This window comes from Pseudomonas sp., from assembly GCF_035497915.1.
GTDB lineage: Bacteria > Pseudomonadota > Gammaproteobacteria > Pseudomonadales > Pseudomonadaceae > Serpens.
The window spans coordinates 14,030-39,592 of the sequence record NZ_DATJCS010000031.1 but is presented as its reverse complement, the minus strand read 5'-3'; the positions used below and the strand labels follow the sequence as shown (position 1 = coordinate 39,592).

At 64.7% G+C, this 25,563-nt stretch carries 23 protein-coding genes and 2 pseudogenes; 16 read left to right on the top strand and 9 right to left on the bottom strand.

The features are described from left to right. Window positions 1-147: 147 nt before the first annotated feature. The 3 genes from VL129_RS09560 (at window position 148) to VL129_RS09550 (ending at window position 1,951) form a co-directional block, all read left to right on the top strand. Entirely contained in the window at window positions 148-453 is a 306-nt protein-coding gene (locus tag VL129_RS09560) for a chorismate mutase (protein WP_125867756.1), read from the top strand. A 389-nt stretch (window positions 454-842) separates the two neighbouring features. Then, window positions 843-1,517: a DUF5677 domain-containing protein gene (locus VL129_RS09555; RefSeq protein WP_325412461.1), complete on the top strand. Its 675-nt coding sequence runs from the start codon at window positions 843-845 to the stop codon at window positions 1,515-1,517. Between the two features lie 92 nt (window positions 1,518-1,609). Then, the gene (locus tag VL129_RS09550; protein WP_325412459.1) at window positions 1,610-1,951 is read left to right on the top strand and encodes an FmdB family zinc ribbon protein; all 342 of its coding nucleotides are present in this window, start codon (window positions 1,610-1,612) and stop codon (window positions 1,949-1,951) included. A 282-nt stretch (window positions 1,952-2,233) separates the two neighbouring features. Here VL129_RS09550 and VL129_RS09545 read toward each other — a convergent pair. Next, window positions 2,234-2,917 (bottom strand): annotated as a pseudogene (locus tag VL129_RS09545) (IS110 family RNA-guided transposase); the annotation flags it as partial. A 128-nt stretch (window positions 2,918-3,045) separates the two neighbouring features. Here VL129_RS09545 and VL129_RS09540 point away from each other — a divergent pair. The 3 genes from VL129_RS09540 (at window position 3,046) to VL129_RS09530 (ending at window position 3,753) form a co-directional block, all read left to right on the top strand. Beyond that, window positions 3,046-3,189 (top strand): hypothetical protein, encoded by a 144-nt coding sequence (locus VL129_RS09540; protein ID WP_325412457.1) that lies wholly within the window; start codon window positions 3,046-3,048, stop codon window positions 3,187-3,189. A gap of 61 nt (window positions 3,190-3,250) precedes the next feature. Next, window positions 3,251-3,493, top strand: coding sequence for a type II toxin-antitoxin system Phd/YefM family antitoxin (locus tag VL129_RS09535; RefSeq protein WP_325412455.1), 243 nt, complete (start codon window positions 3,251-3,253; stop codon window positions 3,491-3,493). Next, on the top strand, window positions 3,490-3,753 hold the full coding sequence (locus VL129_RS09530; RefSeq protein WP_325412453.1) for a Txe/YoeB family addiction module toxin: 264 nt from the start codon (window positions 3,490-3,492) through the stop codon (window positions 3,751-3,753). The genes VL129_RS09535 and VL129_RS09530 overlap by 4 nt, the downstream gene beginning before the upstream one ends. 116 nt (window positions 3,754-3,869) lie before the next feature. Here VL129_RS09530 and VL129_RS09525 read toward each other — a convergent pair whose 3' ends face one another. From VL129_RS09525 to VL129_RS09510, 4 genes are all read right to left on the bottom strand, one after another. After that, window positions 3,870-4,616, bottom strand: a complete 747-nt coding sequence (locus tag VL129_RS09525; RefSeq protein WP_325412451.1) for a pseudouridine synthase — start codon at window positions 4,614-4,616, stop codon at window positions 3,870-3,872. A 51-nt stretch (window positions 4,617-4,667) separates the two neighbouring features. Then, window positions 4,668-5,357, bottom strand: a complete 690-nt coding sequence (locus VL129_RS09520) for an aspartate/glutamate racemase family protein (protein WP_325412449.1) — start codon at window positions 5,355-5,357, stop codon at window positions 4,668-4,670. Between the two features lie 42 nt (window positions 5,358-5,399). Further along, complete coding sequence (locus tag VL129_RS09515) at window positions 5,400-5,912, bottom strand: GNAT family N-acetyltransferase (protein WP_414705183.1); 513 nt, start codon at window positions 5,910-5,912, stop codon at window positions 5,400-5,402. A gap of 218 nt (window positions 5,913-6,130) precedes the next feature. Then, window positions 6,131-7,789, bottom strand: a complete 1,659-nt coding sequence (locus VL129_RS09510) for a HAMP domain-containing methyl-accepting chemotaxis protein (protein WP_325412447.1) — start codon at window positions 7,787-7,789, stop codon at window positions 6,131-6,133. A 159-nt stretch (window positions 7,790-7,948) separates the two neighbouring features. Here VL129_RS09510 and VL129_RS09505 point away from each other — a divergent pair, with 159 nt between their 5' ends. After that, on the top strand, window positions 7,949-8,875 hold the full coding sequence (locus VL129_RS09505; protein WP_325412444.1) for a DMT family transporter: 927 nt from the start codon (window positions 7,949-7,951) through the stop codon (window positions 8,873-8,875). Between the two features lie 27 nt (window positions 8,876-8,902). On the opposite strand, the gene VL129_RS09500 is transcribed toward VL129_RS09505, so the two are convergent. Next, window positions 8,903-10,291, bottom strand: a complete 1,389-nt coding sequence (locus VL129_RS09500; RefSeq protein ID WP_325412442.1) for a class II fumarate hydratase — start codon at window positions 10,289-10,291, stop codon at window positions 8,903-8,905. Between the two features lie 175 nt (window positions 10,292-10,466). On the opposite strand from VL129_RS09500, the gene VL129_RS09495 reads away from it, so the two are divergent. The 6 genes from VL129_RS09495 (at window position 10,467) to VL129_RS09470 (ending at window position 17,488) form a co-directional block, all read left to right on the top strand. Then, window positions 10,467-10,766, top strand: a complete 300-nt coding sequence (locus tag VL129_RS09495) for a BolA family protein (RefSeq protein ID WP_325412439.1) — start codon at window positions 10,467-10,469, stop codon at window positions 10,764-10,766. Between the two features lie 79 nt (window positions 10,767-10,845). Next, on the top strand, window positions 10,846-11,475 hold the full coding sequence (locus VL129_RS09490; protein ID WP_325412437.1) for a DsbA family protein: 630 nt from the start codon (window positions 10,846-10,848) through the stop codon (window positions 11,473-11,475). Then, window positions 11,468-13,246, top strand: coding sequence for an ABC transporter ATP-binding protein (locus VL129_RS09485; protein WP_325412435.1), 1,779 nt, complete (start codon window positions 11,468-11,470; stop codon window positions 13,244-13,246). The genes VL129_RS09490 and VL129_RS09485 overlap by 8 nt, the downstream gene beginning before the upstream one ends. Window positions 13,247-13,626: 380 nt before the next feature. Further along, window positions 13,627-14,814: an acetate kinase gene (locus tag VL129_RS09480; RefSeq protein ID WP_325412433.1), complete on the top strand. Its 1,188-nt coding sequence runs from the start codon at window positions 13,627-13,629 to the stop codon at window positions 14,812-14,814. A gap of 108 nt (window positions 14,815-14,922) precedes the next feature. Further along, window positions 14,923-17,046: a phosphate acetyltransferase gene (gene pta, locus VL129_RS09475; RefSeq protein ID WP_325412431.1), complete on the top strand. Its 2,124-nt coding sequence runs from the start codon at window positions 14,923-14,925 to the stop codon at window positions 17,044-17,046. A 184-nt stretch (window positions 17,047-17,230) separates the two neighbouring features. Then, window positions 17,231-17,488 (top strand): hypothetical protein, encoded by a 258-nt coding sequence (locus tag VL129_RS09470; protein WP_325412429.1) that lies wholly within the window; start codon window positions 17,231-17,233, stop codon window positions 17,486-17,488. A gap of 34 nt (window positions 17,489-17,522) precedes the next feature. On the opposite strand, the gene VL129_RS09465 is transcribed toward VL129_RS09470, so the two are convergent. From VL129_RS09465 to VL129_RS09455, 3 genes are all read right to left on the bottom strand, one after another. Next, window positions 17,523-19,433 carry an acyltransferase family protein gene (locus tag VL129_RS09465; RefSeq protein ID WP_325412427.1) on the bottom strand — a complete coding sequence of 637 codons (1,911 nt, stop codon included), beginning with the start codon at window positions 19,431-19,433 and terminating at the stop codon, window positions 17,523-17,525. An 11-nt stretch (window positions 19,434-19,444) separates the two neighbouring features. Then, window positions 19,445-20,299 carry a sialate O-acetylesterase gene (locus VL129_RS09460; RefSeq protein ID WP_325412425.1) on the bottom strand — a complete coding sequence of 285 codons (855 nt, stop codon included), beginning with the start codon at window positions 20,297-20,299 and terminating at the stop codon, window positions 19,445-19,447. A gap of 299 nt (window positions 20,300-20,598) precedes the next feature. Next, window positions 20,599-21,285: a TorF family putative porin gene (locus VL129_RS09455; RefSeq protein WP_325412423.1), complete on the bottom strand. Its 687-nt coding sequence runs from the start codon at window positions 21,283-21,285 to the stop codon at window positions 20,599-20,601. 446 nt (window positions 21,286-21,731) lie between these two features. On the opposite strand from VL129_RS09455, the gene VL129_RS09450 reads away from it, so the two are divergent. The 3 genes and pseudogenes from VL129_RS09450 to VL129_RS17180 all read left to right on the top strand — a co-directional run bounded on the left by VL129_RS09450 (window position 21,732) and on the right by VL129_RS17180 (window position 25,298). Continuing rightward, a complete protein-coding gene (locus VL129_RS09450; RefSeq protein ID WP_325412421.1) occupies window positions 21,732-23,132 on the top strand; it encodes an amino acid permease in 1,401 nt (466 codons plus the stop codon). A 213-nt stretch (window positions 23,133-23,345) separates the two neighbouring features. Continuing rightward, a pseudogene (locus VL129_RS17185) lies at window positions 23,346-24,440 on the top strand (HAMP domain-containing protein); the annotation flags it as partial. After that, on the top strand, window positions 24,426-25,298 hold the full coding sequence (locus VL129_RS17180; protein WP_414705184.1) for a methyl-accepting chemotaxis protein: 873 nt from the start codon (window positions 24,426-24,428) through the stop codon (window positions 25,296-25,298). The pseudogene VL129_RS17185 and the gene VL129_RS17180, both read left to right, overlap by 15 nt. The last annotated feature ends 265 nt before the right edge of the window (window positions 25,299-25,563 follow it).

Genomic DNA, 25,563 nt, shown 5'->3' with positions numbered 1-25,563 from the left:
CACCGTCCTGAGTTTTCATTGCATTTACATGCTCTGCTGCGCAGAGCGGTGTGTATTGCTGGACAACCAGTCGCTAAGTCACACACTCGTGCAAGCACGAGTGGCGCTTAGCTCCGTACGTTATGGCTCAAAAGCAAGGAGTAAAAATTGAACAAAGCAGTAACTTGCAGTTCTCTTGAGGAAGTTCGCTCGAACATCGACGTAATTGATCGCAAGATTGTAGCTTTAATCGCTGAGCGCGGTGGCTTCGTCATGCAGGCAGCGCGTTTCAAGAAATCCACCGATGACGTTAAGGCGCCGCAGAGAGTTGAGCAGGTAATCTCTAAAGTTCGAACGCTTGCTCATGAACTGGATGCTAATCCCGATGTCGTTGAGGCTGTTTATCGTGCAATGATTTCTGCTTTTATAAATGCTGAGCTTGTCGAGCATGCTTCTCTTACAAGCAATACTTGAAAGCCATAACAAGCGCCAGCACATCGCGCCTGCGGCGCTGGACTCGCAACAAGTTGCTCGCCCGTGTGGCGGGCGTTGCCCAGACAATATGACGCAATGTAGTAGGTGAACTGTAAATGGCAAGGAATCAGGGTGGCGGAAAGCCGAAAAAGCAGCTATTCCGCTGTATAGAGACTCGGTCGAGCATAGCGAAGCTAATGCGCGGACCGAGTCTCTATACAGCGGTACGCCGAAGTTTTTCGATTTTCCACCGTCCTGAGTTTTCATTGCATTTACATGCTCTGCTGCGCAGAGCGGTGTGTATTGCTGGACAACCAGTCGCTAAGTCACACACTCGTGCAAGCACGAGTGGCGCTTAGCTCCGTACGTTAGGCGCATAGGAGATCTCGGTGCCAGGACTAAAAGAAATCTGTGAAAGCCTAATCACTCACTCGAAGATGCTTGCGCAGTCGTCAGAGGATAAATGGTCGGATAGTTCGTCCCCAATAGATGAACCGGTACGCAGAATCCTTCTCAGGGGTTCAGAAATCATTCGGGGAGCTACGGATCTCGGCTTGTCAGAAAACCCGACAGCACTGGGTATCTTGTCGCGGCAATTATTGGAGTTGTTCATATCGCTCCATTGGGTGATATCGGATCCAGAACGGGCGGCAAGGTACGCTGAATTCTCGATAGATGAACTTGATAGGCTTACCCAAATGGCCATGAAAGACGGCCTGCTCTCCGTCAAAGCAAAAGAAGATGGCGCGGACGTCACTGATGAATTTCTGTCGGCTCGAAGCAAGCCGAAAAAGGGCGTTTCTGTTGAGCAGCAAGCCCGTGAATCTGGAATTCTCCACCTGTACCAGGTTTTCTACAGGTTTATGTCATTGGAAACACACGGAAAGTCTGAAGCGGTAGTTAAATCACCCGATCGCTCAGAGGTGACATTGGTGCACCTTCAAACGATAGGCGCAATATCACAAGTGTTTGGGCATACGGCAATATTGTGGTTGCTCCACCGCCAGAAGATAACTAATGAGAAAATACGCGAACTTCTGGGGCTCAATAGGGATGTCGCCTAACCAAGCCAAGCACAGCGACAGCTTTTTCGTTGCGGCTTCGCCTTCACTACAAAGCTGCGCGTGTTGGCGGCGTTAGAAGGCAAGGGCACACCGTGTCGGACTTCAAGCATCACAAGTACTTCACGCCAGATAAGGTTAAAAACGCTTACCTCTTTCCTAATGTATGCTTTGCGTGCCGCAAATCTTTTCGACGCCCTATATCTGAAGAACCGCGCAAATGCCCTGATTGCGGCGGCCAAACCGTGCGCCTAAGTCGAAAATTCAAAGCACCAAAAAAAGACGATGTGAATGCATGGATTATCGTCAAATTCGTTGTAGATTCAGGCCTTGTGTATCAATCCATACACTTAGAAGGTGGCTACCTTGCGGAGTACCCAAAAACAATGAAAGAGGCTGAGATTTTTGTCGCTAAATACGGCAAAAATAAAGCATGAGTTGCCTTCTAACAATGCGTATATGGACTCTCCCTACAAGCGGTGAGGAAAGCTTTTTCTGATCCTGTCGTCAGTGCGGTTGCATTCGTATATCCGGCCTGTGGTGGGCGTTTCGCCCTGGCCATTCTGTAGTTCGCGCAGCGGGGGCCAAGCGTTCAATCGATCACCGGGATCATGATTGTTATCGGCCTTGCTCCGCTGCAGGACTCGCCTGTTTCGACAGTTTCGCTGCTCACCACAACCACCCGAAAAGCACCTCACATCCACTGATTACTCCCGCCGTCAGGCGGGTCTTGCGCTCTGCCAGTCACCGCTGAAGCGCCGCTCGTGGCACCACACCGCCCAGCAGATCCTGACCAGTTTGTTGGCCAGCGCGACCGCAGCCTAGTTGTGGCCAATGCGCGCGGCGGTTTCCAGGCTCCAGCGCTGCAGGCGAGTGAGTTTTTCCGGCGTTCGCGCCTGACAGCGTTGCGCGGCCAGCAACGCCGCCCGTGCGCCATGGATCAGCAGGGTGCGCACATAGGTATTGCCCTGTCGGCTGATATGTCCGAGCTTTCGGCGCTCCCCGCTGCTGAACTCGCGGGGCGTCATGCCAAGCCAGGCGCTAAGTCGGCGACCATTGGCGAAGCGCTCGGGCTGGCCTACGACCGCCTTCAGGGCGCTGGCGGTGAGCACACCTATGCCGCTGACCTCATCCAGTTTGCGCACGATGGCGTCCTCAGCATGCCAGCGCTTCAGTTGCTGTTCGCTCTCGGCCATGCATTGCTCGTAGAGGGCGATTTCGGCCAGCACGATATGCAGGAATGAGCGCAGCGGGGCCAGTTCCGGGCCGTCCACCAGCGTGGGCGCCGCTCGTAGAAATGCTGCAGTCGTGGTAGGGGCTTCGATGCCCGCCTCGCGCAGGATGCCGCGCAGCAGGTTGATGCGCTGCGTGCGGCTTTTCTTCCAGGTTTCCCGCAAGCCGTGGTGGCGGCTGCGGCGCAGCACTGCACCGAGCTGATCTTTCTTAATCCCGGCCTGGAAGCCTGTCTGGAAAACAACCGGCGGCGTTCATGGGGCCGCACAAGCACGCCTCCCGGGAGGAGCAGGATGCGATGCTGGAGAACTTGCAGACTTGGGTAGCGGGTTACTACAAACGCGACGATGCCTGGGCGCATCGGGCGTTGTTCGATGCGCTTCCCGGGGTGAAGCGGGAGATCACCACCCTCATCAACCCTGCCGCACTCGACCGTACGTAACGTACGCCTTGACGTACGTAAAGCGGCGCATACACTCACGCCAAAACAGGAGGCGAGTGCCATGACAGGAATTTCCGCCACAGAGGCCCGCAGCAACCTTTACCGGCTGATCGACGAAGCTGCGGAATCTCATCGACCGATCACGATTCTGGGCAAGCGAAACAAGGCTGTTCTGGTCTCTGAAGAAGACTGGGCCGCTATCCAGGAGACGCTATATCTACTGTCCGTTCCGGGCATGCGCGAGTCCATCCGCGAGGGGATGGAGACACCCGTTGAGGAATGCGAGAAGGAACTTGATTGGTGACATGGACGCTGGTGTACACCAAACAGGCCCAGCGAGACGCGAGGAAGCTGGCGGCAAGTGGTCTCAAACCGAAAGCTCAGGAGCTGCTGATGCTGCTTGCGGAAGATCCTTATCGAAAGCCGCCTCCCTTCGAAAAGCTGGTTGGCGATCTCGCTGGCGCCTATTCACGCAGGATCAATATTCAGCACCGTTTGGTGTATCAGGTGCTCGAAGAGGAGCACGTGGTTAAGGTGCTCCGGCTTTGGAGCCATTACGAGTAATGGTTTGGTGGCCAGAAAGGCGTTGATCGCCCTACGGAAGTTGCGGTGCTGGTCTGTAGGGTGGTCAACGCTTCGCGTTGGCCACCCACGGCGGCCAAGCCGGTGGCTTGACCGCCCTACGGGGCGATGGGGCCAGCCGCACCTTCCTCGAATATCCCCCGCACCACCTGCTGAAAATCCTCACTCGGCTCCGCCTGCAGGTGCATGGCTTCGCCCGTGACCGGGTGGGTGAAGTGCAGGTTGGTGGCGGCGAGCATCAGGCGGCTGTAGCCGAAGCGTTCGGCGAAGTAGTGGTTGTGCCGGGTGCGGCCGTAGTTGGTGTCGCCGATGATCGGGTGGCTGAGGTGTTGCATGTGCCGGCGCAGCTGGTGTTTGCGGCCGGTGAGCGGGTGCAGTTGCAGCAGGCTGTAGCGGCTGGTGGGAAAGCCTTCGATCTCGACCGGCAATTGCGTGCTGGCCAGGCGGCTGTAGCGGGTCTGCGCCTCACGCACGGGCTGGGGTTCGTCCTTGAGCCGCTTATCCACGGCGTGTTCCTTGAGGGCGTGGTCGATCAGGCCGGATGCCGGCGGCCAGCCGCGTACCAGGGCGCGGTAGGTCTTGCGCACGGTGTTGGCCATCATGGCCTGGCCGAGCAGGCTGGCGGTGTGCGGGTCGCGGGCGAACAGCAGCAGGCCCGAAGTGGGGCGGTCCAGCCGGTGCACCGCGTAGACGTGTTCGCCGCCGTTCAGTTCGCGGGCGTATTGCAGGGCGAATTCGGTTTCGTGCTTGTCGATGGGGCTGCGGTGTACCAGCAGCCCGGCGGGCTTGTGCACGGCCAGCAGCCAGTCGTCCCGGTACAGCTCGGTGAGCGGGTTGTCGGTCATGCGCGGGAAGTCGGCGGCGAAAGGGGCGGCGATGATACCGCCCCGAGTGCGTCAGTCCAGCGCCGCTTCCGCCGCCCGGCGCGCATGCAGGGCGGTGGTGTCGAACAGCGGCACGGCGGCATCCTCGCTGTCCACCAGCAGGGAGATTTCCGTGCAGCCGAGAATGATCGCCTCGGCGCCCTGTTCCACCAGTGCGGCCATGATGCGCCGGTACTCCTCGCGGGAGCTGCCGCGAATGTGCCCCAGGCAGAGCTCCTCGTAGATGACGCGGTGGATCACGGCGCGGTCCGCCTCGTCGGGCGTCAGTACCACGAGTCCGTGCTGCTGCAGGCGCTGGCGGTAGAAGTCCTGCTCCATGGTGAAGCGGGTGCCCAGCAGGCCGACCCTGGACAGTCCGGCGCGTTTGATGGCGTCGGCGGTCGGGTCGGCGATGTGCAGCAGCGGAATGGAGACAGCCGCTTCGATATCACCGGCGACCTTGTGCATGGTGTTGGTGCACAGCACCAGGAAGTCCGCGCCGGCCCGTTCCAGCGCCCGGCCCGCATCGGCCAGCAGGGCGCCGGCCGCCGCCCAGTCGCCGGCCTGCTGCAGGCGCTCGATGTCGTGGAAGTCCACGCTGAACAGCACCAGCTTCGCTGAATGAAGTCCGCCGAGGCGCGCTTTGAGGGTTTCGTTGATCTGCCGGTAGTAGGGAATGGTCGATTCCCAGCTCATGCCGCCGATAAGGCCGATGGTTTTCATGCGCACGATCCTGAACATTGACTCGGGTTTGACTCTACCCCCTCAGCAAACGGAGGAAGGGCTGTCGGGCTGCGGCGCGATGTCGCGGGGCAGGCGCAGGTGAATGAGCGCCACCGGCGCGCCGGCCGGGTCGCGGCGTTCCTCGATAGCGCACGGCGTGAAGCCGAGGCGGGGGTAGAGCAGCAGGCCGGCGGTATTGTGGTTGAAGCAGGAGACCTTCACCTCGGCGGCCTGGTGCTTGGCGAAGGCCAGCGCGCACATCACCTTCATCAGGTAGGAGGCGACGCCGCGTCGGCGCACATCGGCGGCCACCATCACATTGCCAATGGCACAGGTGCCGCCTTCGGCCCATTGGTAGAAGTTGGCGAAGGCCACCACGCGGCCGTCCAGTTCGACCACCGTCGAATCGCTGCGCTGGGCGATGGCGGCGCGCAGTTGCTCTGGCGTGAGCGGGAACTGCGCCCTGGGAAAGCAGTAGTACAGCTCTTCCGGGGTGCGGGGCAGGGCGCAGAGGGCGGGAAGGTCGGCGTCAGTGACGGGGCGGTGGGTCGGCACGGCGATCAGTCCTTGATGGCGGGACGGGCAGGCTAACGGGCGGGCTGGCCTGCGCTCAAGGCCGTGAAGGTCGCAGACCGTGTCCCGCTTCGTGCCCTACGGAAGCCGATGGGTAGGGTGGTCAACGCGTGGCGTTGGCCACCCTGGCGGCCGTGCCGCTGGCATGGCCGCCCTACGGACGCCCCGGCGGTGAGCCAGAGCGTAGGGTGGCCAGGCCGTTACAGCTTGAACTGCTGCACCAGACCGTGCAGGTGCTTGGCCAGGCTGCTCAGTTCGCGGCTGGTTTCCACGTTCTGACGCGAGGCATCGGCGGTGTCCTCGGCGATTTCGCTGACGTTGGTGATGTTGCGGTTGATCTCCTCGGCCACCGAACTCTGTTCCTCGGCCGCCGAGGCGATCATGGCGTTCATGTCGTTGATGGTCGCCACCGCCGCGGTGATCTGCTCCAGCACGCGACCGGCATCGGCCACCTGGCCACGACCGGCCTCGGCCTTCTCGCAGCTCTTCTCCATGACCTCGACCGCGCGGCGGGCACCGCTCTGCACCTTTTCGATCATCGACTGGATCTCTTCGGTGGAGTGCTGGGTACGCGAGGCCAGCGAGCGCACCTCGTCGGCGACCACGGCGAAGCCGCGACCCTGTTCGCCGGCACGCGCCGCCTCGATGGCCGCGTTGAGGGCCAGCAGGTTGGTCTGGTCGGCGATGCCACGAATCACGTCCACCACCGAGCTGATGGTGGCGCTGGCGTCTTCCAGTTCGCCGATCACCTTGGCGGCGTGTTCCACCTCGCGGGCCAGGCTGTCGATCACCTGAATGCTCTGCGTCACCACCTGCTGGCCGTGTTCGGCTTCGCTGTCGGCCTTCTCGGCGGCCTGGGCGGCACTGGCGGCGTTGCCGGCGACATCCTGCACGGTGGCGGACATCTCGTGCATGGCGGTGGCCACCTGGTCGGTTTCCAGGTGCTGGCGGTGGATGCCCTCGCTGGTCTGGCGGCTGACCGCGGCGGTCTGTTCGGCGGCGGCGGCCAGTTGTTCCACGGCCTTGGACAGCTCCTTGAGGGTGTCCTGCATGTGATCGGCCATGACGTTGAAGCAGTCGGCGATCTTGCCCAGCTCATCGCGGCCGCGATAGGCCACGCGGTGCACCAGATCACCATCGGCTATACGCTTGCCGCCCTGCAGCAGGGCGTCCACCGCCTGGCTGATGCCCTGCAGGGTGGCCCAGGCCAGGGCGATCACCAGCAGCAGGGTCAGCACCAGCACCAGGCTCAGCCAGAACACCAGCGCCTCGAGATGCCTGTCGGCGGCGGTGTAGGTGCTTACCGCGTGCACGTGCAGGTTGTCGGAGAACGCCTGCACCTGCTCGATGGCCTTGGCGAAGGCCGGCTGCAGGCGGGTCAGCAGCAAGCCGTTGGCCATGACGTAATTGCCGCTGCGCATCAGCTCCAGCGTGGGCCGGATGCCCTGGTCCGTGAGCTGACTCATGGCGCGTTGCATCTCCTGCGCCAGCGAGCGCTCCTGCTCGTCCATCTTGCTGGACATCAGGGTCTGCAGCAGCGCCTGGATGTTACGCAGGTTCTGATCGACCGCATCGAAGTGCATGCTCACGTCATGGTTGTGCGCCTTTTCATAATCGCTGCCCGGGGCGTGCTGCAGCGCCAGCAGCAACTGGGCGCGCGCGTTGTGCATTTCATTGGTCATGCGATTGAGCTGATCGCTGGGCAGCAGACCTTCGTAATACAGGTGGGTGAGCTCGCTGTTGCTGTCGCGCATGCCGGAGAGGGAAAAACCGACCAGCAGCAGCATCAGCAGGCAGAGCAGGGAGATCAGGGCAACCAGTCGGGTCTTGAGGGAAAATTGGGTGAGCCAGGTACGCACGTGTCGACGCCTCGAGGTTTGGGTTAAGGCTAAGTTAAGGCATTTTGATATCTGTGACATGCTTCACGTCAAAAGGTCTAAGCCTTTGAACAGAAAAGCCCTTCCGGAGATGACTCGCGGGTCATTTCATTCGTTTGAATCCCGTCTACAGAGGTATGCATGCACGTTTCTTCGGGCCGCTGGCTCCTCGGCCTGTCCCTGGCCATGGTCACGGCCGTTCTCTGGGGAATCCTGCCGATCAAGCTCAAGCTGGTGCTTGAGGTCATGGACCCGGTCACCGTCACCTGGTACCGGTTGCTCAGCTCCGGTCTGATCCTGCTGGTCTGGCTGGGCACGCGCGGCGGGTTGCCGGCCTTCCGGCCGCTGGGCCGCCGGGGCGGGGCGCTGGTGGTGCTGGCCATTGCCGGGCTGGTCAGCAACTACGTGCTCTACCTGATGGGGCTGAGCGTGCTCAGTCCGGGAACCACACAGCTGGTGATCCAGATCGCCCCGTTCCTGCTGTTGATCTGCAGCCTGTTCGTGTTCCGCGAGGCCTTCAGCATTGCCCAGTTCCTGGGCCTGCTGGTGCTGCTGCTGGGCTTCGGACTGTTCTTCAATCAGCGACTCGGCGAGCTGCTGACGTCGCTGAGCGAATACACCCTGGGCGTGCTGACGGTGGTGCTGGCGGCAGTGGTCTGGGTGATCTACGGGCTGGCGCAGAAACAGCTACTGAATAAATGGACGTCCTTCCAGGTGATGATGGTGATCTACCTGGGTTGCACGCTGCTGCTCACGCCCTGGGCGTCGCCGGCGCAGGTACTGGAGCTGGATACGCTGCAGTTCTGGCTGCTGGTGGCCTGCTGCCTGAACACGCTGGTGGCCTATGGCGCCTTCGCCGAGGCGCTGGCCCACTGGGAAGCCTCGCGGGTCAGCGCGGCGCTGGCGTTGACGCCGCTGATCACCTTCGTCGGCGTGGCGCTGGCCGCCAGTTGGTGGCCCGCCCACGTCATTCCCGAGCAGCTGAACCTGCTGGCCTACGGCGGCGCGCTGCTGGTGGTGGCGGGCTCGGCGGTTGCGGCGCTGGGGCACAGGCGGGCGAAGGCGTAGCCGTCCCTACAGGTTTGCCGAGCCGGCCTACTGCCCAGGCTCGAGCATCTGCTCCGGGCGCACCCAGGCGTCGAACTGTTCTTCGCTCAGGTGGCCGAGGGCGAGGGCGGCTTCGCGCAGGGTGATGCCCTCGGCATAGGCTTTCTTGGCGATTTCCGCCGCCTTGTCGTAGCCGATGTGCGGGTTGAGTGCGGTGACCAGCATCAGCCCGCGCTCCAGGTGCGCGGCCATCTGCCGGGCGTCCGGCTCCAGGCCGGCCACGCAGTGGCGGTTGAAGTTGCGACAGCCATCGGCCAGCAGGCGGATGGATTGCAGCAGGTTGTGGATGATCACCGGCTTGAACACGTTCAGTTGCAGATGGCCCTGGCTGGCGGCGAAGCCGATGGCCACGTCGTTGCCCAGCACCTGGCAGGCCAGCATCGACAGCGCCTCGCACTGGGTGGGGTTGACCTTGCCGGGCATGATCGAGCTGCCCGGCTCGTTGGCCGGCAGGCGCACCTCGGCAAAGCCGGCGCGCGGGCCGGAGCCGAGCAGGCGCAGGTCGTTGGCGAGTTTCATCAGCGCCACGGCGAGGGTCTTCAGGGTGCCGGCCAGGGTCACCAGCGGCTCGTGGCCGGCCAGGGCGGCGAACTTGTTGGGCGCGCTGACGAAGGGCAGGCCGGAGAGGGCGGCCAACTCGGCGGCGATGGCTTCGGCAAAGCCCTTCGGCGCATTCAGGCCGGTGCCCACCGCGGTGCCACCCTGGGCCAGCTCGCAGACCGCCGGCAGCGCGGCGCGAATGATCTGTTCGGCGTGATCCAGCTGGGCGACGAAGGCCGACAGCTCCTGGCCGAAGGTGATCGGCGTGGCATCCATCAGGTGCGTGCGCCCGGTCTTGACCAGTTGCGCATGGCGCAGCGACTGCTCGGCCAGCCCGCCGCGCAGCTCGGCGATGGCCGGCAGCAGGTCCTGCTGAACGGCGCGCACGGCGGCCAGGTGCATGGCGGTGGGAAAGCTGTCGTTGGAGCTCTGCGAGCGGTTGACGTGGTCGTTGGGGTGCACCGGACTCTTGCCGCCGCGCTGGCCGCTGGCGATTTCATTGGCGCGTCCGGCGATCACCTCGTTGACGTTCATGTTGCTTTGCGTGCCGCTGCCGGTCTGCCACACCACCAGCGGAAACTGGTCGTCATGCTGGCCGGCCAGCACCTCGTCGGCGGCCTGCTCGATGAGTCGCGCCACATCCGCCGGCAGGTCGCCGCTGCGGCTGTTGACCCGCGCGGCGGCCTTCTTGATCAGCGCCAGGGCGTGCACCACCGGCAATGGCATGCGTTCCTGGCCAATGGCGAAGTTGATCAGCGAACGCTGGGTCTGCGCGCCCCAGTAGGCCGCGTCCGGCACGTCAATGGGGCCCAGGCTGTCGGTTTCGGTGCGGCTCATCGAGCGTCTCCCTTGTGGTTGTAACCGGGTTAGGCTGGCGCGGTGGTTGCGGGTTCCCGGCGATTCTGCAGCGCAGCTGCGACAATGACCACACGGCGTAACGGGTTGAGCCGGACGGCGGCGAGGCGCAAAATCGCGCCGCGAAACCCCCGTCCCCTTTCGGCAGGTAACCCGAATGAACATGCGTGAGCGTATCCAGACCGCACTGGCGGCGCTGCAGCCACAGCACCTGGAAGTCCTCGACGAGAGCCACATGCACCATCGTGGCGAGGAAAGTCACTTCAAGGTGGTGATGGTCAGCGAGCAGTTCGCCGGCCTGAACGCGGTCAAGCGTCACCAGAAGGTCTATGGCGGCCTGGCTGAGCTGATCGGTCAGTTCCACGCGCTGGCGCTGCACACCTACAGTCCCGAGGAGTGGGCAGCCCAGGGTGGCGCGCCGGCCTCGCCGACCTGCCGGGGCGGCGGTCTGCACTAATACCGGTCGGGGGCCGAGCCCCTGCGTTCTTTATCATCTTCGAGCTGCCCCGGCAGCCCATCCGCGTCAGGAGACTCCAATGGCCCGGCTGGTCTATGTCATGGATCCCATGTGTTCATGGTGCTGGGGCTTCGCCCCGGTGGTGGAGGCGCTGGCCGGGCAGGCCCGCCAGGCCGGGGTGGCGTTGCACCTGGTGGCGGGCGGTCTGCGCCGCGAGTCCCAGGTGATGGATGAGCGGGGTCGCGCCCGCATCCAGAACCACTGGCAGGCGGTGCAGCAGGCCACCGGCCAGCCCTTCGACCTGCAAGGCGGCCTGCCGGAAAACCTCATCTACGACACCGAGCCGGCCTGCCGCGCGCTGGTCACCGCGCGCACCCTGGCCAGCGAGGGCGCCACCCGGCTGCTCGGGCTGATCCAGCAGGCCTTCTATGTGGAGCGGCGCGATGTGACCCGCCCGAAGCTGCTGGTGGAACTGGCCGAACAGGCCGGCCTCGACCGGCGCGCCTTCGCCGAGGGCTTCGACAGCCAGGCGCAGCGCCAGGCCACCGAGGCGGACTTCGCCTGGGCCGAGAACCTGGGCATCGCCGGCTTTCCCACGTTGCTGGCCGAGCGCGACGGCCAGTATGCGCTGCTGACCAACGGCTATCAGCCGCTGGAAAGCCTGGCGCCGCTGCTGGATCGCTGGCTGGAGCGGGGCGTGCGTGGCTGACCGGCTGACCTGGGCCGACATTCGCCGCCTGGCGCTGGGACACCGCAAGTCCCTGCTGCTGGCCAACCTGTTCGCCGTGCTCGGCACCCTGTGCAGCGTGCCGATTCCGCTGCTGCTGCCATTGCTGGTCGACGAGGTGCTGCTCGGCCAGGCCGGCGCCGCGCTGCGCTTCATGGATCGCCTGCTGCCGGACGGCTGGCAGGTGGCGGCCGGCTACATCGGCCTGATGCTGCTGTTCAGCCTGTCGCTGCGCCTGTTCGCCCTGGTGTTCAACGTGCTGCAGGCGCGCCTGTTCGCGCGGCTGTCCAAGGACATCGTCTACCGCCTGCGCGCCCGGCTGATCGAGCGCCTCAAGCGCATCGCCCTCGGCGAATACGAGAGCCTCGGCGGCGGCACCGTGACCGCGCACCTGCTCACCGACCTGGACACCCTGGACAAGTTCGTCGGCGAAACCCTCAGCCGCTTCCTGGTGGCGCTGCTGACCCTGGCCGGCACCTCGGCGATCCTGTTGTGGATGCACTGGCAACTGGCGCTGCTGATCCTGCTGTTCAACCCGCTGGTGATCTACGCCACCGTGCAGCTGGGCAAACGCGTCAAGCAGCTCAAGAAACTGGAGAACGACAGCACCGCGCGCTTCGCCCAGGCGCTGACGGAAACCCTGGAGGCCATCCAGGAGATCCGCGCCAGCAATCGCCAGGGCTTCTTCCTCGGCCGGCTCGGCCTGGCCGCCCGCGAGGTGCGTGACCGGGCGGTGGCCACCCAGTGGAAGACCGATGCCTCCAACCGCGCCAGCGGCCTGCTGTTCCAGTTCGGCATCGACATCTTCCGCGCCGCCGCCATGCTCACCGTGCTGTTCTCGGACCTGTCCATCGGCCAGATGCTGGCGGTGTTCAGCTACCTGTGGTTCATGATCGGCCCGGTGGAACAGCTGCTCAGCCTGCAGTACGCCTTCTATGCCGCCGGCGGCGCGCTGGCGCGCATCAACCAGCTGCTGGCGCGCGCCGACGAGCCGCAGCATGCCGGCGGCCAGGACCCGTTCGCCGGCCGCCGCACGGTGGGCATCGAGGTGCGCGGGCTGAGCTTCACCTACCGCGACGAGCCGGTGCTGGATCACCTCGACCTGAGCATCGCCCCGGGCGAGAAGGTGGCCATCGTCGGTGCCTCGGGCGGCGGCAAGAGCACCCTGGTGCAGCTGCTGCTCGGTCTCTACACGCCGCAGGCGGGCAGCATCCGCTTCGGTGGCGTGGCGCTGGAAGACATCGGTCTGGAACGGGTACGCGAGCAGGTGGCGGTGGTGCTGCAGCATCCGGCGCTGTTCAACGACACGGTGCGCGCCAACCTGAGCATGGGCCGCGAGCGCAGCGACGCGGACTGCTGGCGGGCGCTGGAAATCGCCCAACTCGCCGATACCGTGCGCCAGCTGCCGGACGGGCTGGACAGTGTGGTCGGGCGTTCCGGCGTGCGTCTGTCCGGCGGCCAGCGCCAGCGCCTGGCCATCGCCCGCATGGTGCTGGCCGACCCGAAGGTGGTGATTCTCGACGAAGCCACCTCGGCCCTCGACGCCGCCACCGAATATGCCCTGCACCAGGCGCTGGCACGCTTCCTGGAAGGGCGCACCACGCTGACCATCGCCCACCGGCTCTCGGCGGTTAAGCAGGCGGACCGGGTGCTGGTGTTCGATGGCGGGCGCATCGCCGAGGAGGGCGATCACCAGCGCCTGATCGCCGAGGGCGGGCTGTACGCCAGGCTGTACGGACACCTGCAGCACTGAGCGCGCCATTCGTCCGTGTGCGGCAACCGGCCGCAGGTGGCGCCAGGTTTCCTGCGCTCGGCGTTAAGTTGGATCAAGGCAGGCGCGCCGACTTTCCCCTAAAACAGCCGTAACTGGCCGCAAGCCGCGTTTCTGACGGGCTTGTGGTCGTTTGATGCGCGCTCGCAGCGCTCACGTTCGCGGCTAACTGCTTGAAATTCCAAGCCGGCTGTGTGCGCTTCGGCTTCGACTAAAGGGGAACTGCCTCACGCAAAGGTGCGTGACAAGATTCCGTCATACCCCTGATTCAGTCCAGGCTTCCACAAGAACGCCGGACGCCCAAACCCATAATTTCAATCAGGCGTGGCCCCCGGGTCAGGTCGAAGCGTTCAGGAATTCGTATGTCCGCCCGCAATATTCTGGTGATCAACTGCGGTAGTTCGTCTCTCAAGTTTGCTCTGGTCAACGAAAGCCAGGCCACCTTCCCGTTCCAGGGTCTGGCTGAGCGGCTCGGTAGCCCCGAGGCTGTGGTCCAGTGGCAGATTGGCGATGGCGCCAAGGAAACCCGTCAGATTCCCAACGGCGCCCACCGCGAAGCGCTGGAAGCCATTCTGCCGCTGGCCCAGGACGTTGCCGGTGGCAAGCTGGACGGCATCGGTCACCGCGTGGTGCACGGCGGTGAGGACTTCACCGCCTCCTGTCTGATCGACGACACCGTGCTGGAAGGCATCCGTGCCAACGCCCAGCTGGCCCCGCTGCACAACCCGGCCAACCTGGTCGGCATCGAGGCGGCCATGGCGCTGTTCCCGGGCCTGCCGCAGGTGGTGGTGTTCGACACCGCGTTCCACCAGGCCATGCCCGATTACGCCTACCGCTACGCGGTGCCGGAGTTCCTCTACAAGGAGCACGGCGTGCGTCGCTACGGTTTCCACGGCACCAGCCACCGCTATGTCAGCCAGCGCGCCGCCGAAATGCTGCAGCTGCCGGTGGACGACAGCGCCTGGCTGGTCGCCCACCTGGGCAACGGCTGCTCCACCTGCGCGGTGGTCAACGGTGAAAGCCGCGACACCAGCATGGGCCTGACCCCGCTGGAAGGCCTGGTGATGGGCACCCGCAGCGGCGACGTCGACCCGGCGCTGCACATCCACCTGACCCGCACCCTGGGCTGGACCATCGAGCAGGTGGACAACATGCTGACCCGCGAGAGCGGCCTGAAGGGCCTCTCCGGTCTGTCCAACGACATGCGCACCCTGCACGACGCCCTGGAAAGCGGCCATGCCGGCGCCACCCTGGCGTTCGAGGTGTTCTGCTACCGCCTGGCCAAGTCGCTGGCCGCCATGGCTTGCGCCCTGCCGCAGGTCAACGGCCTGGTGTTCACCGGCGGCATCGGTGAAAACTCCGCCGCTGTGCGGGCGCGTACCATCGAGCACCTCAAGGTGTTCAACTTCGCCATCGATCCCGAGGCCAACGCGCGCTGCACCCGCGGCGTCGCCGGCCAGATCCAGGCCGAAGGCAGCCCGCGCATCCTGGTGGTGCCGACCAACGAGGAGCGCCAGATCGCCCTCGATACCCTGGAACTGCTCGACTGATCGTCTGACGCTCCGACCGAAAACCCGATAGCCAGTGGCATCGGGTTTTCGTCATCTGGTCCACGCTTTTCGCAGCAGAGGCGTCTTTGCGCCTCCGAAGGAGACTCCATGCACACACTGTTTCTCGCCCCCACCGGTTTTGGCGGCGGCCTCAATTCGATCAGCCTGGGGCTGATCCGCACCTTGGAGAAGGCCGGCCTGAAGGTCGGTTACTTCAAGCCGATTTCCCAGCCGTTCCCGGTCGATCAGGGCCGCGAGCGCTCCTGCCTGCTGGTGGAGCGCACCCTGCAGCTGGAAGTGGCCGAGCCGATCAGCCTGGAGCAGGCCGAGCGCCAGCTGGCCAGCGGTGACGTGGACCTGCTGCTCGAAGACGTGGTCAGCCGCTTCCAGCAGGCCTCGGCCGGCAAGGACGTGGTGGTGGTCGAAGGCATGGTGCCGACCCGCGAGTCCAACTACACCCTGCGCCTGAACAGCCAGCTGGCCAAGAGCCTGGACGCCGAGGTGATCCTGGTCGCCGCCCAGGGCCGTGACGAGCTGCAGCGCATGGCCGAGCGCATCGAGATCCAGGCGCAGCTGTTCGGCGGCATCAAGGAGCCCAAGCTGCTGGGCCTGATCCTCAACAAGGCCGAGGGCCAGCAAGGCCTGGCCGAGCGCCTCAAGGAATTCCTGCCGGCGCTGGGTGGCAAGGACTTCCGCCTGCTGGGCGCGATTCCCTTCAATACCGAGCTCAACGCGCTGCGCGCCCGCGACATCGCCGAACTGATGGGCGCCAAGGTGCTCAACAATGGCGAAGCCGAACAGCGCCGCGTCACCGACATCGTGCTGTGCGCGCGCACCGTGCCGAACATCGTGCCGCTGCTGCAGAACGGCGTGCTGGTGGTCACCCCCGGCGATCGCGACGACGTGATCCTGGCCGCCAGCCTGGCCTCGCTCAAGGGCGTGAAGCTGGCCGGCCTGCTGCTGACCAGCGACTTTGCCCCGGACGCCCGCATCCTCGAGCTGTGCCGGGCGGCACTGGACGGCGGCCTGCCGGTACTGAGCGTGGCCAGCAATTCCTATGACACCGCCACCACCCTGCACGGCCTGAACCGCGAAACTCCGGCGGACGATATCGAGCGCGCCAGCCGCGTCACCGACTACATCGCCGCGCACCTCGACGCTGATTACCTGCGCAGCCATGTCAGCGCCCCGCGCGGCGAGATCCGCCTGTCGCCGCCGGCGTTCCGCTACCAGCTGGTCAAGCGCGCCCAGGACGCCAACAAGCGCATCGTGCTGCCCGAAGGCAGCGAGCCGCGCACCATCCGCGCCGCCGCCATCTGCCAGGAACGCGGCATTGCCCGTTGCGTGCTGCTGGCCAAGCCGGAAGAAGTCGCCCGCGTGGCGGCCGAGCAAGGCGTCAAGCTGCCGGCCGGCCTGGAGATCCTCGATCCGGACAACATCCGCAGCCGCTACATTGGCCCCATGGTCGAGATGCGCAAGAGCAAGGGCCTGACCCCGGAAATGGCCGACGAGCAGCTCAAGGACACCGTGGTGCTCGGCACCATGATGCTCGCCCTGGACGAAGTGGACGGCCTGGTCTCCGGCGCCATCCACACCACCGCCAACACCATCCGCCCGGCCCTGCAGCTGATCAAGACCGCGCCCGGCTACAACCTGGTGTCCTCGGTGTTCTTCATGCTGCTGCCCGACCAGGTGCTGGTCTACGGCGACTGCGCGGTGAACCCGAACCCGACCGCCACCGAGCTGGCGGAAATCGCCCTGCAGAGCTCCGAGTCCGCCGTGGCCCTGGGCGTGCATCCGCGCGTGGCGATGATCAGCTACTCCACCGGCGATTCCGGCAGCGGCGCGGAAGTGGACAAGGTCCGCGAAGCCACCCGCATCGCTCGCGAGCGCGCCCCGGGCCTGCCGATCGACGGCCCGCTGCAGTACGACGCCGCCTCGGTGCTCAGCGTCGGCAAGTCCAAGGCGCCGAACAGCCCGGTCGCCGGCCAGGCCACCGTGTTTATCTTCCCCGACCTGAACACCGGCAACACCACCTACAAGGCGGTGCAGCGCAGCGCCTCGGTGATCAGCGTCGGTCCGATGCTGCAAGGCCTGGCCAAGCCGGTGAACGACCTGTCGCGCGGCGCGCTGGTGGACGACATCGTCTTCACCATCGCCCTGACCGCCCTGCAGGCCGCCGCGCTGGAAGCCCAGAAGGGCAAGGAAAAGGGCGAGCTGATCGACGCCTGATCGTCTGCGCCCTGAACAGGAAAGCCCCGCTTCGGCGGGGCTTTTTCGTTTCTGGCTAGGCAAACGCGGTGTCCATCGGTCCGATAGACAAGCGGCCCTTCGAATTAGTAGCTTAAAGCCATCATTCAGGGATGGTATCCCCGCGCACGGATAGACAGCGGGTGACTTGTTCGAGGAGCGCAACATGAAACTTGGTTCCCTTCTATTCAAAGCGGGTGTCCTGGTTACCCTGGTCGCGGTGGTCTGGTGGGGCCTGACCTTCGGGCAGAAGGCCGTGGAGCTCGGCGCCGGGTTCAACAAGGCGCTGACCTGCCTGTACAGCAACGGTGGCCTGTGCAGCCTGGCCGGCGGCCTGACCGGATCGACCTATGAGCCGGTGGCATTCTGGGTGGGGGTCGGGCTGCTGGCCGTCGGCCTGGTGCTGGGCTTCCTCAAGCGCTGATGGACGTTGCCGCCCATCCGGCGCGGGTGGGCGGTCAGGGGAAATACCGGGCGCTGATCTCCGGCGCCGGCAGGGTGGCCAGCACGTGGCGGGCCAGCCGCTCGGCGCCGTAGACCGAGAGATGGTTGGAGTCCCGATACCAGGGCGTGCCATTGGCGTCCAGATGCTGCAGCCGCAGCCCCGAGGCGGTGACCTCCCGAAACGGATCGACGAACTTGGTGCCCAGCCGGCGGCTGTAGCGCTCCAGGGTGGCGTTTTCCTGCGCGTGGTCTTCCAGCGCGCGCACCTCGATGGGCGGGCTGCCCAGGCCGAACAGGCGCGCGTGGTTGGCCACCTTGTCGATGTCCGCGTTGAAGCGCGGCATGCCGGCCACCAGCAGGATGGGGCGGCCCAGCGACTTCAGCCGCTGCAGGTATTCGCCGATGGCCATGGCATAGCGTGACGCGGATACCTGGCTCAGGCTGCTCCAGGCCTGCACCAGGATGAAGCCGTCGTAATCCCGTTCATGTTCGAACACGTAGTTGTAGACGCTCAGGCACTTGCGCTCGCTGTCGTGGGGACCGCAGCCGCCGCTGGCCGCCAGGTCGACGCGGATGCCCGCCGCCCGCCCCAGGGTGTCGTAGAACTTGAAGTAATGCTCGGCATAGGAGTTGCCGATGATCAGGTAGCGGCGCGGGCTGTCCCGGTCGCCGCCCGGACAGCCGAGGCTGACGAAATCCGGACACTGTTGCTTGTCGATGGAGTTGAACGCCAGCCGGGCCGGCGCCGCCTCGGTATCCAGGCGAAAGGGCGCGCCGTGGCTAAGGAAGATCGCGCCGAACACCAGCGCGCCCAGGGCGTTGGGCACGGCGCAGAAGCGTACGAAGGCCGGTCGAAACCCCAGGCGGGCGTTCTTGATCGGGGTTTCGATGAAGCGGTAGGAAAACCAGGCCAGCACAAACGCCGCCGCCACGACGCCTGCCGCCTGGCTCGGCGCGAGGCGGAATTCGCCATTGCCGAAATCGAACAGGTAGCGGGTGAAGGACACCAGCGGCCAGTGCCACAGGTACAGCGAGTAGGACAGCAGCCCGATACCCACCAGCGGTTTCCAGGACAGCAGCCTGTAGACGGCCCCCCGGGGCGCGCCGGCCAGCAGGATGGCGGTGGCCAGACAGGGAATCAGCGCCGTGAAGGACGGGAAGGGCAGGCTGGCGTCGTGCAGCACCAGGCTGGCCAGCAGCACCAGCAGGGCGGGCGCGGTAACGCGCGCATCCAGCGGCGGCAGGCGTCCCTCCACTTTCAGCACGGCCAGGCCGGCGCCGACCAGCAACTCGAAGGCGCGGGTGAACACGCTGTAATAGCTCCACTTGGCCAGGGTGCTGTCGCCCGACAGCCAGCTGGCGCCAAGCACCGACAGCAGCGTCAAGGCCAGCAGTACGGGCAGCAACAGGCGCCGCCGCCTGGCCGGCGCGGGCAGCAGCGCGAACAGCCCGAACAGGATGACCGGCCAGAACAGGTAGAACTGCTCCTCCACCGCCAGCGACCAGGTGTGCAGCAGCGGCCATTGTTCCGCGTCGGTGGAAAAGTAGTCGCCCTGGCGCAGCGCATAGTTGAGGTTGGAAAGGAAGAACAGCGACGAGAAGGCGGAGACCGCGTACTTCTTGAAGTCGTAGGGCAGCATCACCAGGAAGGCCACCAGCGTCACGCCGGTGAGCATGAACAGGTAGGCCGGCAGGATGCGCTTGATGCGCCGGCGGTAGAACTCCGCCCAGGAAAATCGCCCGGCGGCCATCTCCTTGAGCAGGATGGAGGTGATCAGGAAGCCGGAGATGACGAAGAAGATGTCCACGCCGAGGAAGCCGCCCGGCAGCCAGCGGTGATCGAGGTGAAAGACGAACACGGCCAGCACGGCCAGCGCGCGCAGGCCGTCGATGCCGGGGTTGTACGCGGGCGTGCCGGTGGTCATGGCATCTCCTGTCAGTTTTCCGAGGCCTGGATGAGGCTTTGCACCCAGAGCGTGGCGGCCGCATCCAGACCCTCGGCCGAGAAGTGGCAGCGATCCGGCAGGCGATAGCGGGGCTCGACGAGGGTGTCGGTATTGGGGCCGCGCAGCACACCGGGCATTTCGCGGATCAGCTGGTCCTGCACGGCCAGCAACTGCTCGTCCACCGAATTGCCGCAATAGGAGGCCTGCGCCAGGTAGAGCGGGGCGGTGATGCCGTCGCGGCGCAGTTGCTGTTCGAAGGCGATGAACGCCCGGCGGTAATCCCCGGCCTGGCGGTGCCGATGGTTGGCTTCGCCCTGGTGCAGGAGGATGGCGTCCACCCGTCCCAGCTGTTGCCGCAGCGCGGCGTAATCCTGCAGGAGGTAGTCGTAGTAGGGCGGCCGGCTCAGTTGCTCCAGCGTCTTCCCGTTGGCGCCGGCCAGGGCGAACACGGCGCCGGCATAGGCGGTCTGTTCCACCAACTGGTCGCCCACCCGTCCCCACACGCTGCCCTGCTGGCCCTGTCCGCCCAGGGCGGGGTCCTCGTAGCGATACAGCACGCCGTTGTGGAAATTCAGCACGTTGCCGCGCGGCTTGTAGCCGATCTGTCCGGAATTGACCGAATTGGACTGGCCGTAGGTCAGGAAGATGGCGTAACCGGCGGTATCCAGACCGAGCACCGTGGTGCGCAGGCTGGCGTCGGAGAAGCGCGCGGCGTCCTGTACCAGCAGGCCCTTGAGGCGGTACAGCTGCGGGGTGTTGAACAGGAAATACAGGGCAACCGCGTTGCCGGCCAGCAAAAGGCCGAGCAGAACCAGACAGAGTTGGGAGGGGGCAGCGCTGCGCATGTCGGCGGTCCGTGCGATCGTCGCGCCACGGCATGGCTGCGCTTGCGGAGTAGATTTTCTGATCGTCGGGGCGGGAAAAAGTTTTGGCGGCCTGGTGCGTGTGGGGCCGGGATAAACTGCCCGGCCAGACCTGCCCGGTCGGGTTTATCCCGGCCGCTGGTGGTGGTGGGCGATACCAGGGCGGGTTGGCTGGCCCCGTCGGCCGGCGTAAAGCCGTCCCCGCAGACGTCTTCGGGCCAAACAAAAACGCCGCTCCGAAGAGCGGCGTTGCGCGTGGCATCCTGCCAGAGCAGGAGGCTTTAGAAGGTCTTGGAGACCGAGAAAACGATGTTGTCGTCGTTGTTCTCCATATCGTTGTCCGCATAAACCAGGGCGAAGTCCAGGCCAACGAGGGACTTGTTGATGCCTACGCTCCAGTCGACAAAATCTTCACCATCATCGCTGTTGTCGTACTGGGTCTGACCGACGGCGGCCGACAGGCCGAAGCCGGCGCCCAGCTCGAAATCGTAGCCAGCGAAGTAGTACATCTGCTTGGTAGCTTCGCTGCGATATTTCACGCCAACAGTCGCACCGTAGGCGCTCAGGCTACCGATGTACTCGATGTCATCCTCCGCCTCTTCACCACCCCAGACAGTGCCCGGGTACATGTAAGTCGCTGCGGAAACGTCGAACGAAATGTCTTCGGTAATCTGTCCGGCGTAACCGATGTAGAAGTCGATTTCGGCCCCGCCGTTTTCCTCGCTGCCGGCCTGGCTGCTGCCCCAGACGCCCGCGTAGACGCCGCTCTCATGGGAGACATCGAGGCTGGTTTGAACGGTCGGATGACCGCCGTTGAGGGAGGCGCCACGGGATACGTAATCGCTGACGAAGGTCGCAGTCATGCCGACATCGAACTTGCCCACCGGGCTTTCGAAGGTCTCCGCGAACGCCATGCCGCTGAGGCTGGCCGAAGCTACTGCAACTGCGAGGGAAAGTTTCTTAAGCATGCTCTTGCTCCATGTCGCTTAGTTTTTTTGAGGGGAATCCCCTCGATTTATAAAACCAGTGGCTATTGGTCTTATTTCAACCAGGACTAAGCATATCCCTTGCCAAGTTTGAAGAACACAGCGGAAACCCGGGAGTCAGAGCCTTCTTTGACGAAATCGGCATCTTCGACTAGCAGCATTGCGCCCTTTTTTGGTGCGCTTTTGCGTGGCTTGAAGTCGCGAATAGAGGCTACATGCCACGCCTGGCGCGGGCTGGCGCGGAGCGTGCCGTTGCGGTGCGCGCGGTGAGGCGTCGGGCAGCAGTTGATGCGTGCGGGAACGGTCCCGTTGCTCCGGCCGGCGGGCAACGGGTAAGCGGCCGGCCGGTGTGGCGCCGCCGGTGTACAATGCGCGCCGTTTGACTGCCCGCATCGGTGCGTGGGCGGATTTCGCACACAAGGACCCTTATGAGTCACGACACACTGCACGCCGGGCCGCTGACGCGGGGCCTGAAGAACCGCCACATCCAGCTGATTGCCCTGGGTGGCGCCATCGGCACCGGCCTGTTCCTGGGCTCGGCTGGGGTGATGCAGAGCGCCGGCCCGTCGATGATCCTCGGCTACGCCATCGGTGGCTTCATCGCCTTCCTGATCATGCGCCAGCTGGGAGAGATGATTGTCGAGGAGCCGGTGGCCGGTTCCTTCAGCCACTTCGCCCATAAGTACTGGGGCGGCTACGCCGGCTTCCTGTCGGGCTGGAACTACTGGGTGCTCTATGTGCTGGTGGGCATGGCCGAGCTGACGGCGGTGGGCAAGTACGTGCAGTTCTGGTGGCCGGAAATTCCCACCTGGGCCACGGCGGCGGCGTTCTTCGTGCTGATCAATCTGATCAACCTCAGCCATGTGAAGGCATTCGGCGAAGCCGAGTTCTGGTTCGCCATCATCAAGGTGGTGGCCATCCTGGCCATGATTGGTCTGGGCGTTTATCTGTTGGCCACCGGCCTGGGCGGCGAGCAGGCGTCCATCACCAACCTGTGGGTCCACGGCGGTTTCTTCCCCAATGGTATGACCGGGCTGGTAATGATGATGGCCATCATCATGTTTTCCTTCGGCGGCCTGGAGCTGGTGGGTATCACCGCCGCCGAGGCCAGCGAGCCGCGCAAAGTGATTCCCAAGGCCATCAACCAGGTGGTCTATCGCATTCTGATCTTCTATGTCGGCGCGCTGACCGTGCTGCTGGCGCTGTATCCGTGGAATGCCGTGGTGGCCGAGCTGAACGCGGCGGGCGACATCTACAGCGCCAGCCCGTTCGTACGCATCTTCGCGCTGATCGGCAGCGCCGCCGCCGCCCATGTACTGAATTTCGTGGTGCTCACCGCCGCGCTGTCGGTCTACAACAGCGGCGTGTACTGCAACAGCCGCATGCTCTACGGTCTGGCCGAGCAGGGCGATGCGCCGCGCGCGCTGATGAAGGTCAACCGGCGTGGCGTGCCGGTGCTGGCGATCGGCGTTTCCGCGCTGGTGACCCTGCTGTGCGTGCTGGTCAACTACCTGGTGCCGCAGAACGCATTGGAAATGCTCATGTCTCTGGTGGTCGCCACTCTGGTGATCAACTGGGCGATGATCAGCCTCGCGCACCTGAAGTTCCGCAAGGCCATGCTGGCCCAGGGCGTGACCACGCACTTCAAGGCGCTCTGGTCGCCTCTGAGCAACTACCTGTGCCTGGCCTTCGTGGTGTTCATTCTCGGCGTGCTGCTGCTGATTCCGGGCATTCGCGTCTCGGTGTATGTGATTCCCTTCTGGCTGCTGCTGATGTGGGTCGCCTATCGTCTGCGCCTCAAGGCGGGTGAGGCGCCCGTCATACGCTGAGTCGCCTTCCTGTGGCTGTCGGAGTTGTTCCGACAGTCGCACTCCCGCAGAAACGCCTTAATTCCCCTCGTCTTGCAGGGCTTTTCCTGGCGTTCCCGTTTTTTTCCGTTCTTACCCTAAAGTCTCGGTCTTTCGAGTCGATTAGTTGGCGTCAACTTTTGCTGGTGGCTTTTGGCCGCCCTGCGGAATCGCTACGGGAGCGAGGAATCAAACATGAATGGCATAGGAAGCGTTCTGGCGAACATGGGGGTCGGCCGCAAGCTGCGGATCGGCTTCGGCCTGGTCATGTTGCTCACGCTGGTAGTGGCCGGTACCGGCTATTACGCGGTGAATGCCATCCAGGAGCGTGCCCGCCAGATGCAGGCGATGGCTGCCATCGAGCGTGCGGTGGTGGAGGCGTATGTCGCCGAGATCGACTACCAGGCCAATCGCAAGGAGCAGACGCTGAACAAGGTGCGTGACAGCCTGGCATCGGCGGCCACGCAGAGCGAGGCGTTGGCGGGAAAACTGGAGGGTGAGGCCCGCCAGCGCATCCTGGCGATTCGCGACGGCGCCCGGGCGTTCGGCGAGCAGTTCGACGCGGTGGTGGAGAACTTCAAGGCGGCGGTGCTTCAGCGCCAGCGCATGGAGGAAGCCGCCGCGCAGGCGCGGGACGAGTTCACCCAGATCGAGCTGGAAATGTACGACGCCGTCCGCGAATTGCGCCTGCAGGGCGACCGGCTGCGGGGCAGCGACCCGCTGACGCTGGCGGAAACCGCCTCCGGCCTGAACCAGCGCGTGATGGAGCTGCGACTGGTGGAGCTGCGCTACATCCAGTCCTTCCGTGAGGAATACCTGCAGGAATGGAGGAGGCTGTACACGGAACAGCAGCACATCGCCAACAATCTCATTCACTGGCTGGACGAAGAGCGCAAGGTCAGCCTGCGCGCCGGGCTGGAAGCGATTGAACAATATCGCCAGGCCTTCGAGCAGTTCCAGCAGGCTCGCGACAAGCGCCTGGCCAGCAGCGCGGAGATGAGCCGTATCGCCGCCCAGGCCGTCGCCCAGACCCAGCAGGCGGCGAGCAATGCCGCGCAGGCGATGGATGCGCAGATTACCCGCGTCGCCTTGTTGCTGGCGGGCTTCACACTGAGCGCTCTGGTGCTGGCCGCGATCGCCGGCATCCTGATCACGCGTTCCATCCTTCAGCCGCTGCGGCAGACGGTAGCGATTGCCCAGCGTGTGGCCGCCGGCGATCTGAGTCACGCGACTGTGGTCAGCCGCCGCGACGAGCTCGGCCAGCTGCAGGCCAGCATGGCCAGCATGACCGACAGCCTGCGCACCCTGGTGGGGCGCATCGAGGACGGGGTGCAGCAGATCGCCAGCTCGTCCGAGGAGTTGGCGGCGGTCACCACCCAGACCAGCAGCGGCATGCAGTCCCAGCGCCAGGAAACCGAGCAGGCGGCCACCGCCATGCATCAGATGGCGCTGACCGTGCATGAAGTGGCGCGCAATGCCGAGCAGGCCTCGCAGGCGGCTCGCGAGGCGGATGGCGAGGCCCGGCAGGGCAATCAGGTGGTGCAGCGGGCGGTCGGGCAGATCGGCGACATGGCTCGCGAGGTGGAAGAGACCGCCACCGTCATCCAGGGCCTGCAGGCCGAGAGCGGGCGCATCGGCAGCGTGCTGGAGGTGATCCGCGCGGTGGCCGAACAGACCAATCTGCTGGCGCTCAACGCCGCCATCGAAGCGGCCCGGGCCGGCGAGCAGGGTCGTGGTTTCGCCGTGGTGGCCGATGAAGTGCGGGCGCTGGCACTGCGTACTCACAACTCCACCGAAGAGATTGAAACGCTGATCGCCAGCCTGCAGGGCATGTCCGACAAGGCGGTGGCACGCATGGAAAGCAGCCGTCGCCTGACCCAGGATACGGTGGGGCTGGCGGGTGAGGCGGGCGGCGCTCTGCAACGCATCGCCCAGGCAGTGGCCAACATCGAGCAGATGAACCAGCAGATCGCCGCCTCCGCCGAAGAGCAGAGCGCCGCCGCCGAAACCATCAGCCAGAACATGGTGCGCGTGCGCGACATCGGCGTGCAGACCGCCGCAGCCAGCGAACAGACCGCCGCCTCCAGCAACGAGCTGGCCCGCCTGGGCGTCGAGTTGCGCGAACTGGTGGGCCAGTTCAAGCGCTAGGCCACGCCGCACCATTGTTGGGCCGGCTTTACGCCGGCCGGCGGAGTATCGGTTGTAGATGGGGCGGGGCCTTGGCCCCGTTGGCCGGGATAAACCTGGCCGGGCAGGTCCGGCCCTACAGGCTCGCCGCGCCGAACCCTTGTGGGGCCGGCTTTACGCCGGCCTGCGGAGCTCCGGTCGTAGATGGGGGCGGGGCCTTGGCCCCGTTGGCCGGGATAAACCCGGCCGGGTAGGCCCGGCCCTACAGGTTTTTCGCCGGACCGCC

Bases quoted from the DNA above. Each gene is read 5' to 3' on its own strand.
- VL129_RS09540 (WP_325412457.1), top strand. From the start codon at position 3,046: ATGCTGGAGAACTTGCAGACTTGGGTAGCGGGTTACTACAAACGCGAC.
- VL129_RS09535 (WP_325412455.1), top strand. From the start codon at position 3,251: ATGACAGGAATTTCCGCCACAGAGGCCCGCAGCAACCTTTACCGGCTG.
- VL129_RS09525 (WP_325412451.1), bottom strand. From the start codon at position 4,616: ATGACCGACAACCCGCTCACCGAGCTGTACCGGGACGACTGGCTGCTG.
- VL129_RS09520 (WP_325412449.1), bottom strand. From the start codon at position 5,357: ATGAAAACCATCGGCCTTATCGGCGGCATGAGCTGGGAATCGACCATT.
- VL129_RS09505 (WP_325412444.1), top strand. From the start codon at position 7,949: ATGCACGTTTCTTCGGGCCGCTGGCTCCTCGGCCTGTCCCTGGCCATG.
- VL129_RS09500 (WP_325412442.1), bottom strand. From the start codon at position 10,291: ATGAGCCGCACCGAAACCGACAGCCTGGGCCCCATTGACGTGCCGGAC.
- VL129_RS09495 (WP_325412439.1), top strand. From the start codon at position 10,467: ATGAACATGCGTGAGCGTATCCAGACCGCACTGGCGGCGCTGCAGCCA.
- VL129_RS09490 (WP_325412437.1), top strand. From the start codon at position 10,846: ATGGCCCGGCTGGTCTATGTCATGGATCCCATGTGTTCATGGTGCTGG.
- VL129_RS09480 (WP_325412433.1), top strand. From the start codon at position 13,627: ATGTCCGCCCGCAATATTCTGGTGATCAACTGCGGTAGTTCGTCTCTC.
- pta (WP_325412431.1), top strand. From the start codon at position 14,923: ATGCACACACTGTTTCTCGCCCCCACCGGTTTTGGCGGCGGCCTCAAT.
- VL129_RS09470 (WP_325412429.1), top strand. From the start codon at position 17,231: ATGAAACTTGGTTCCCTTCTATTCAAAGCGGGTGTCCTGGTTACCCTG.
- VL129_RS09465 (WP_325412427.1), bottom strand. From the start codon at position 19,433: ATGACCACCGGCACGCCCGCGTACAACCCCGGCATCGACGGCCTGCGC.
- VL129_RS09460 (WP_325412425.1), bottom strand. From the start codon at position 20,299: ATGCGCAGCGCTGCCCCCTCCCAACTCTGTCTGGTTCTGCTCGGCCTT.
- VL129_RS09455 (WP_325412423.1), bottom strand. From the start codon at position 21,285: ATGCTTAAGAAACTTTCCCTCGCAGTTGCAGTAGCTTCGGCCAGCCTC.
- VL129_RS09450 (WP_325412421.1), top strand. From the start codon at position 21,732: ATGAGTCACGACACACTGCACGCCGGGCCGCTGACGCGGGGCCTGAAG.
- VL129_RS17180 (WP_414705184.1), top strand. From the start codon at position 24,426: ATGGCCAGCATGACCGACAGCCTGCGCACCCTGGTGGGGCGCATCGAG.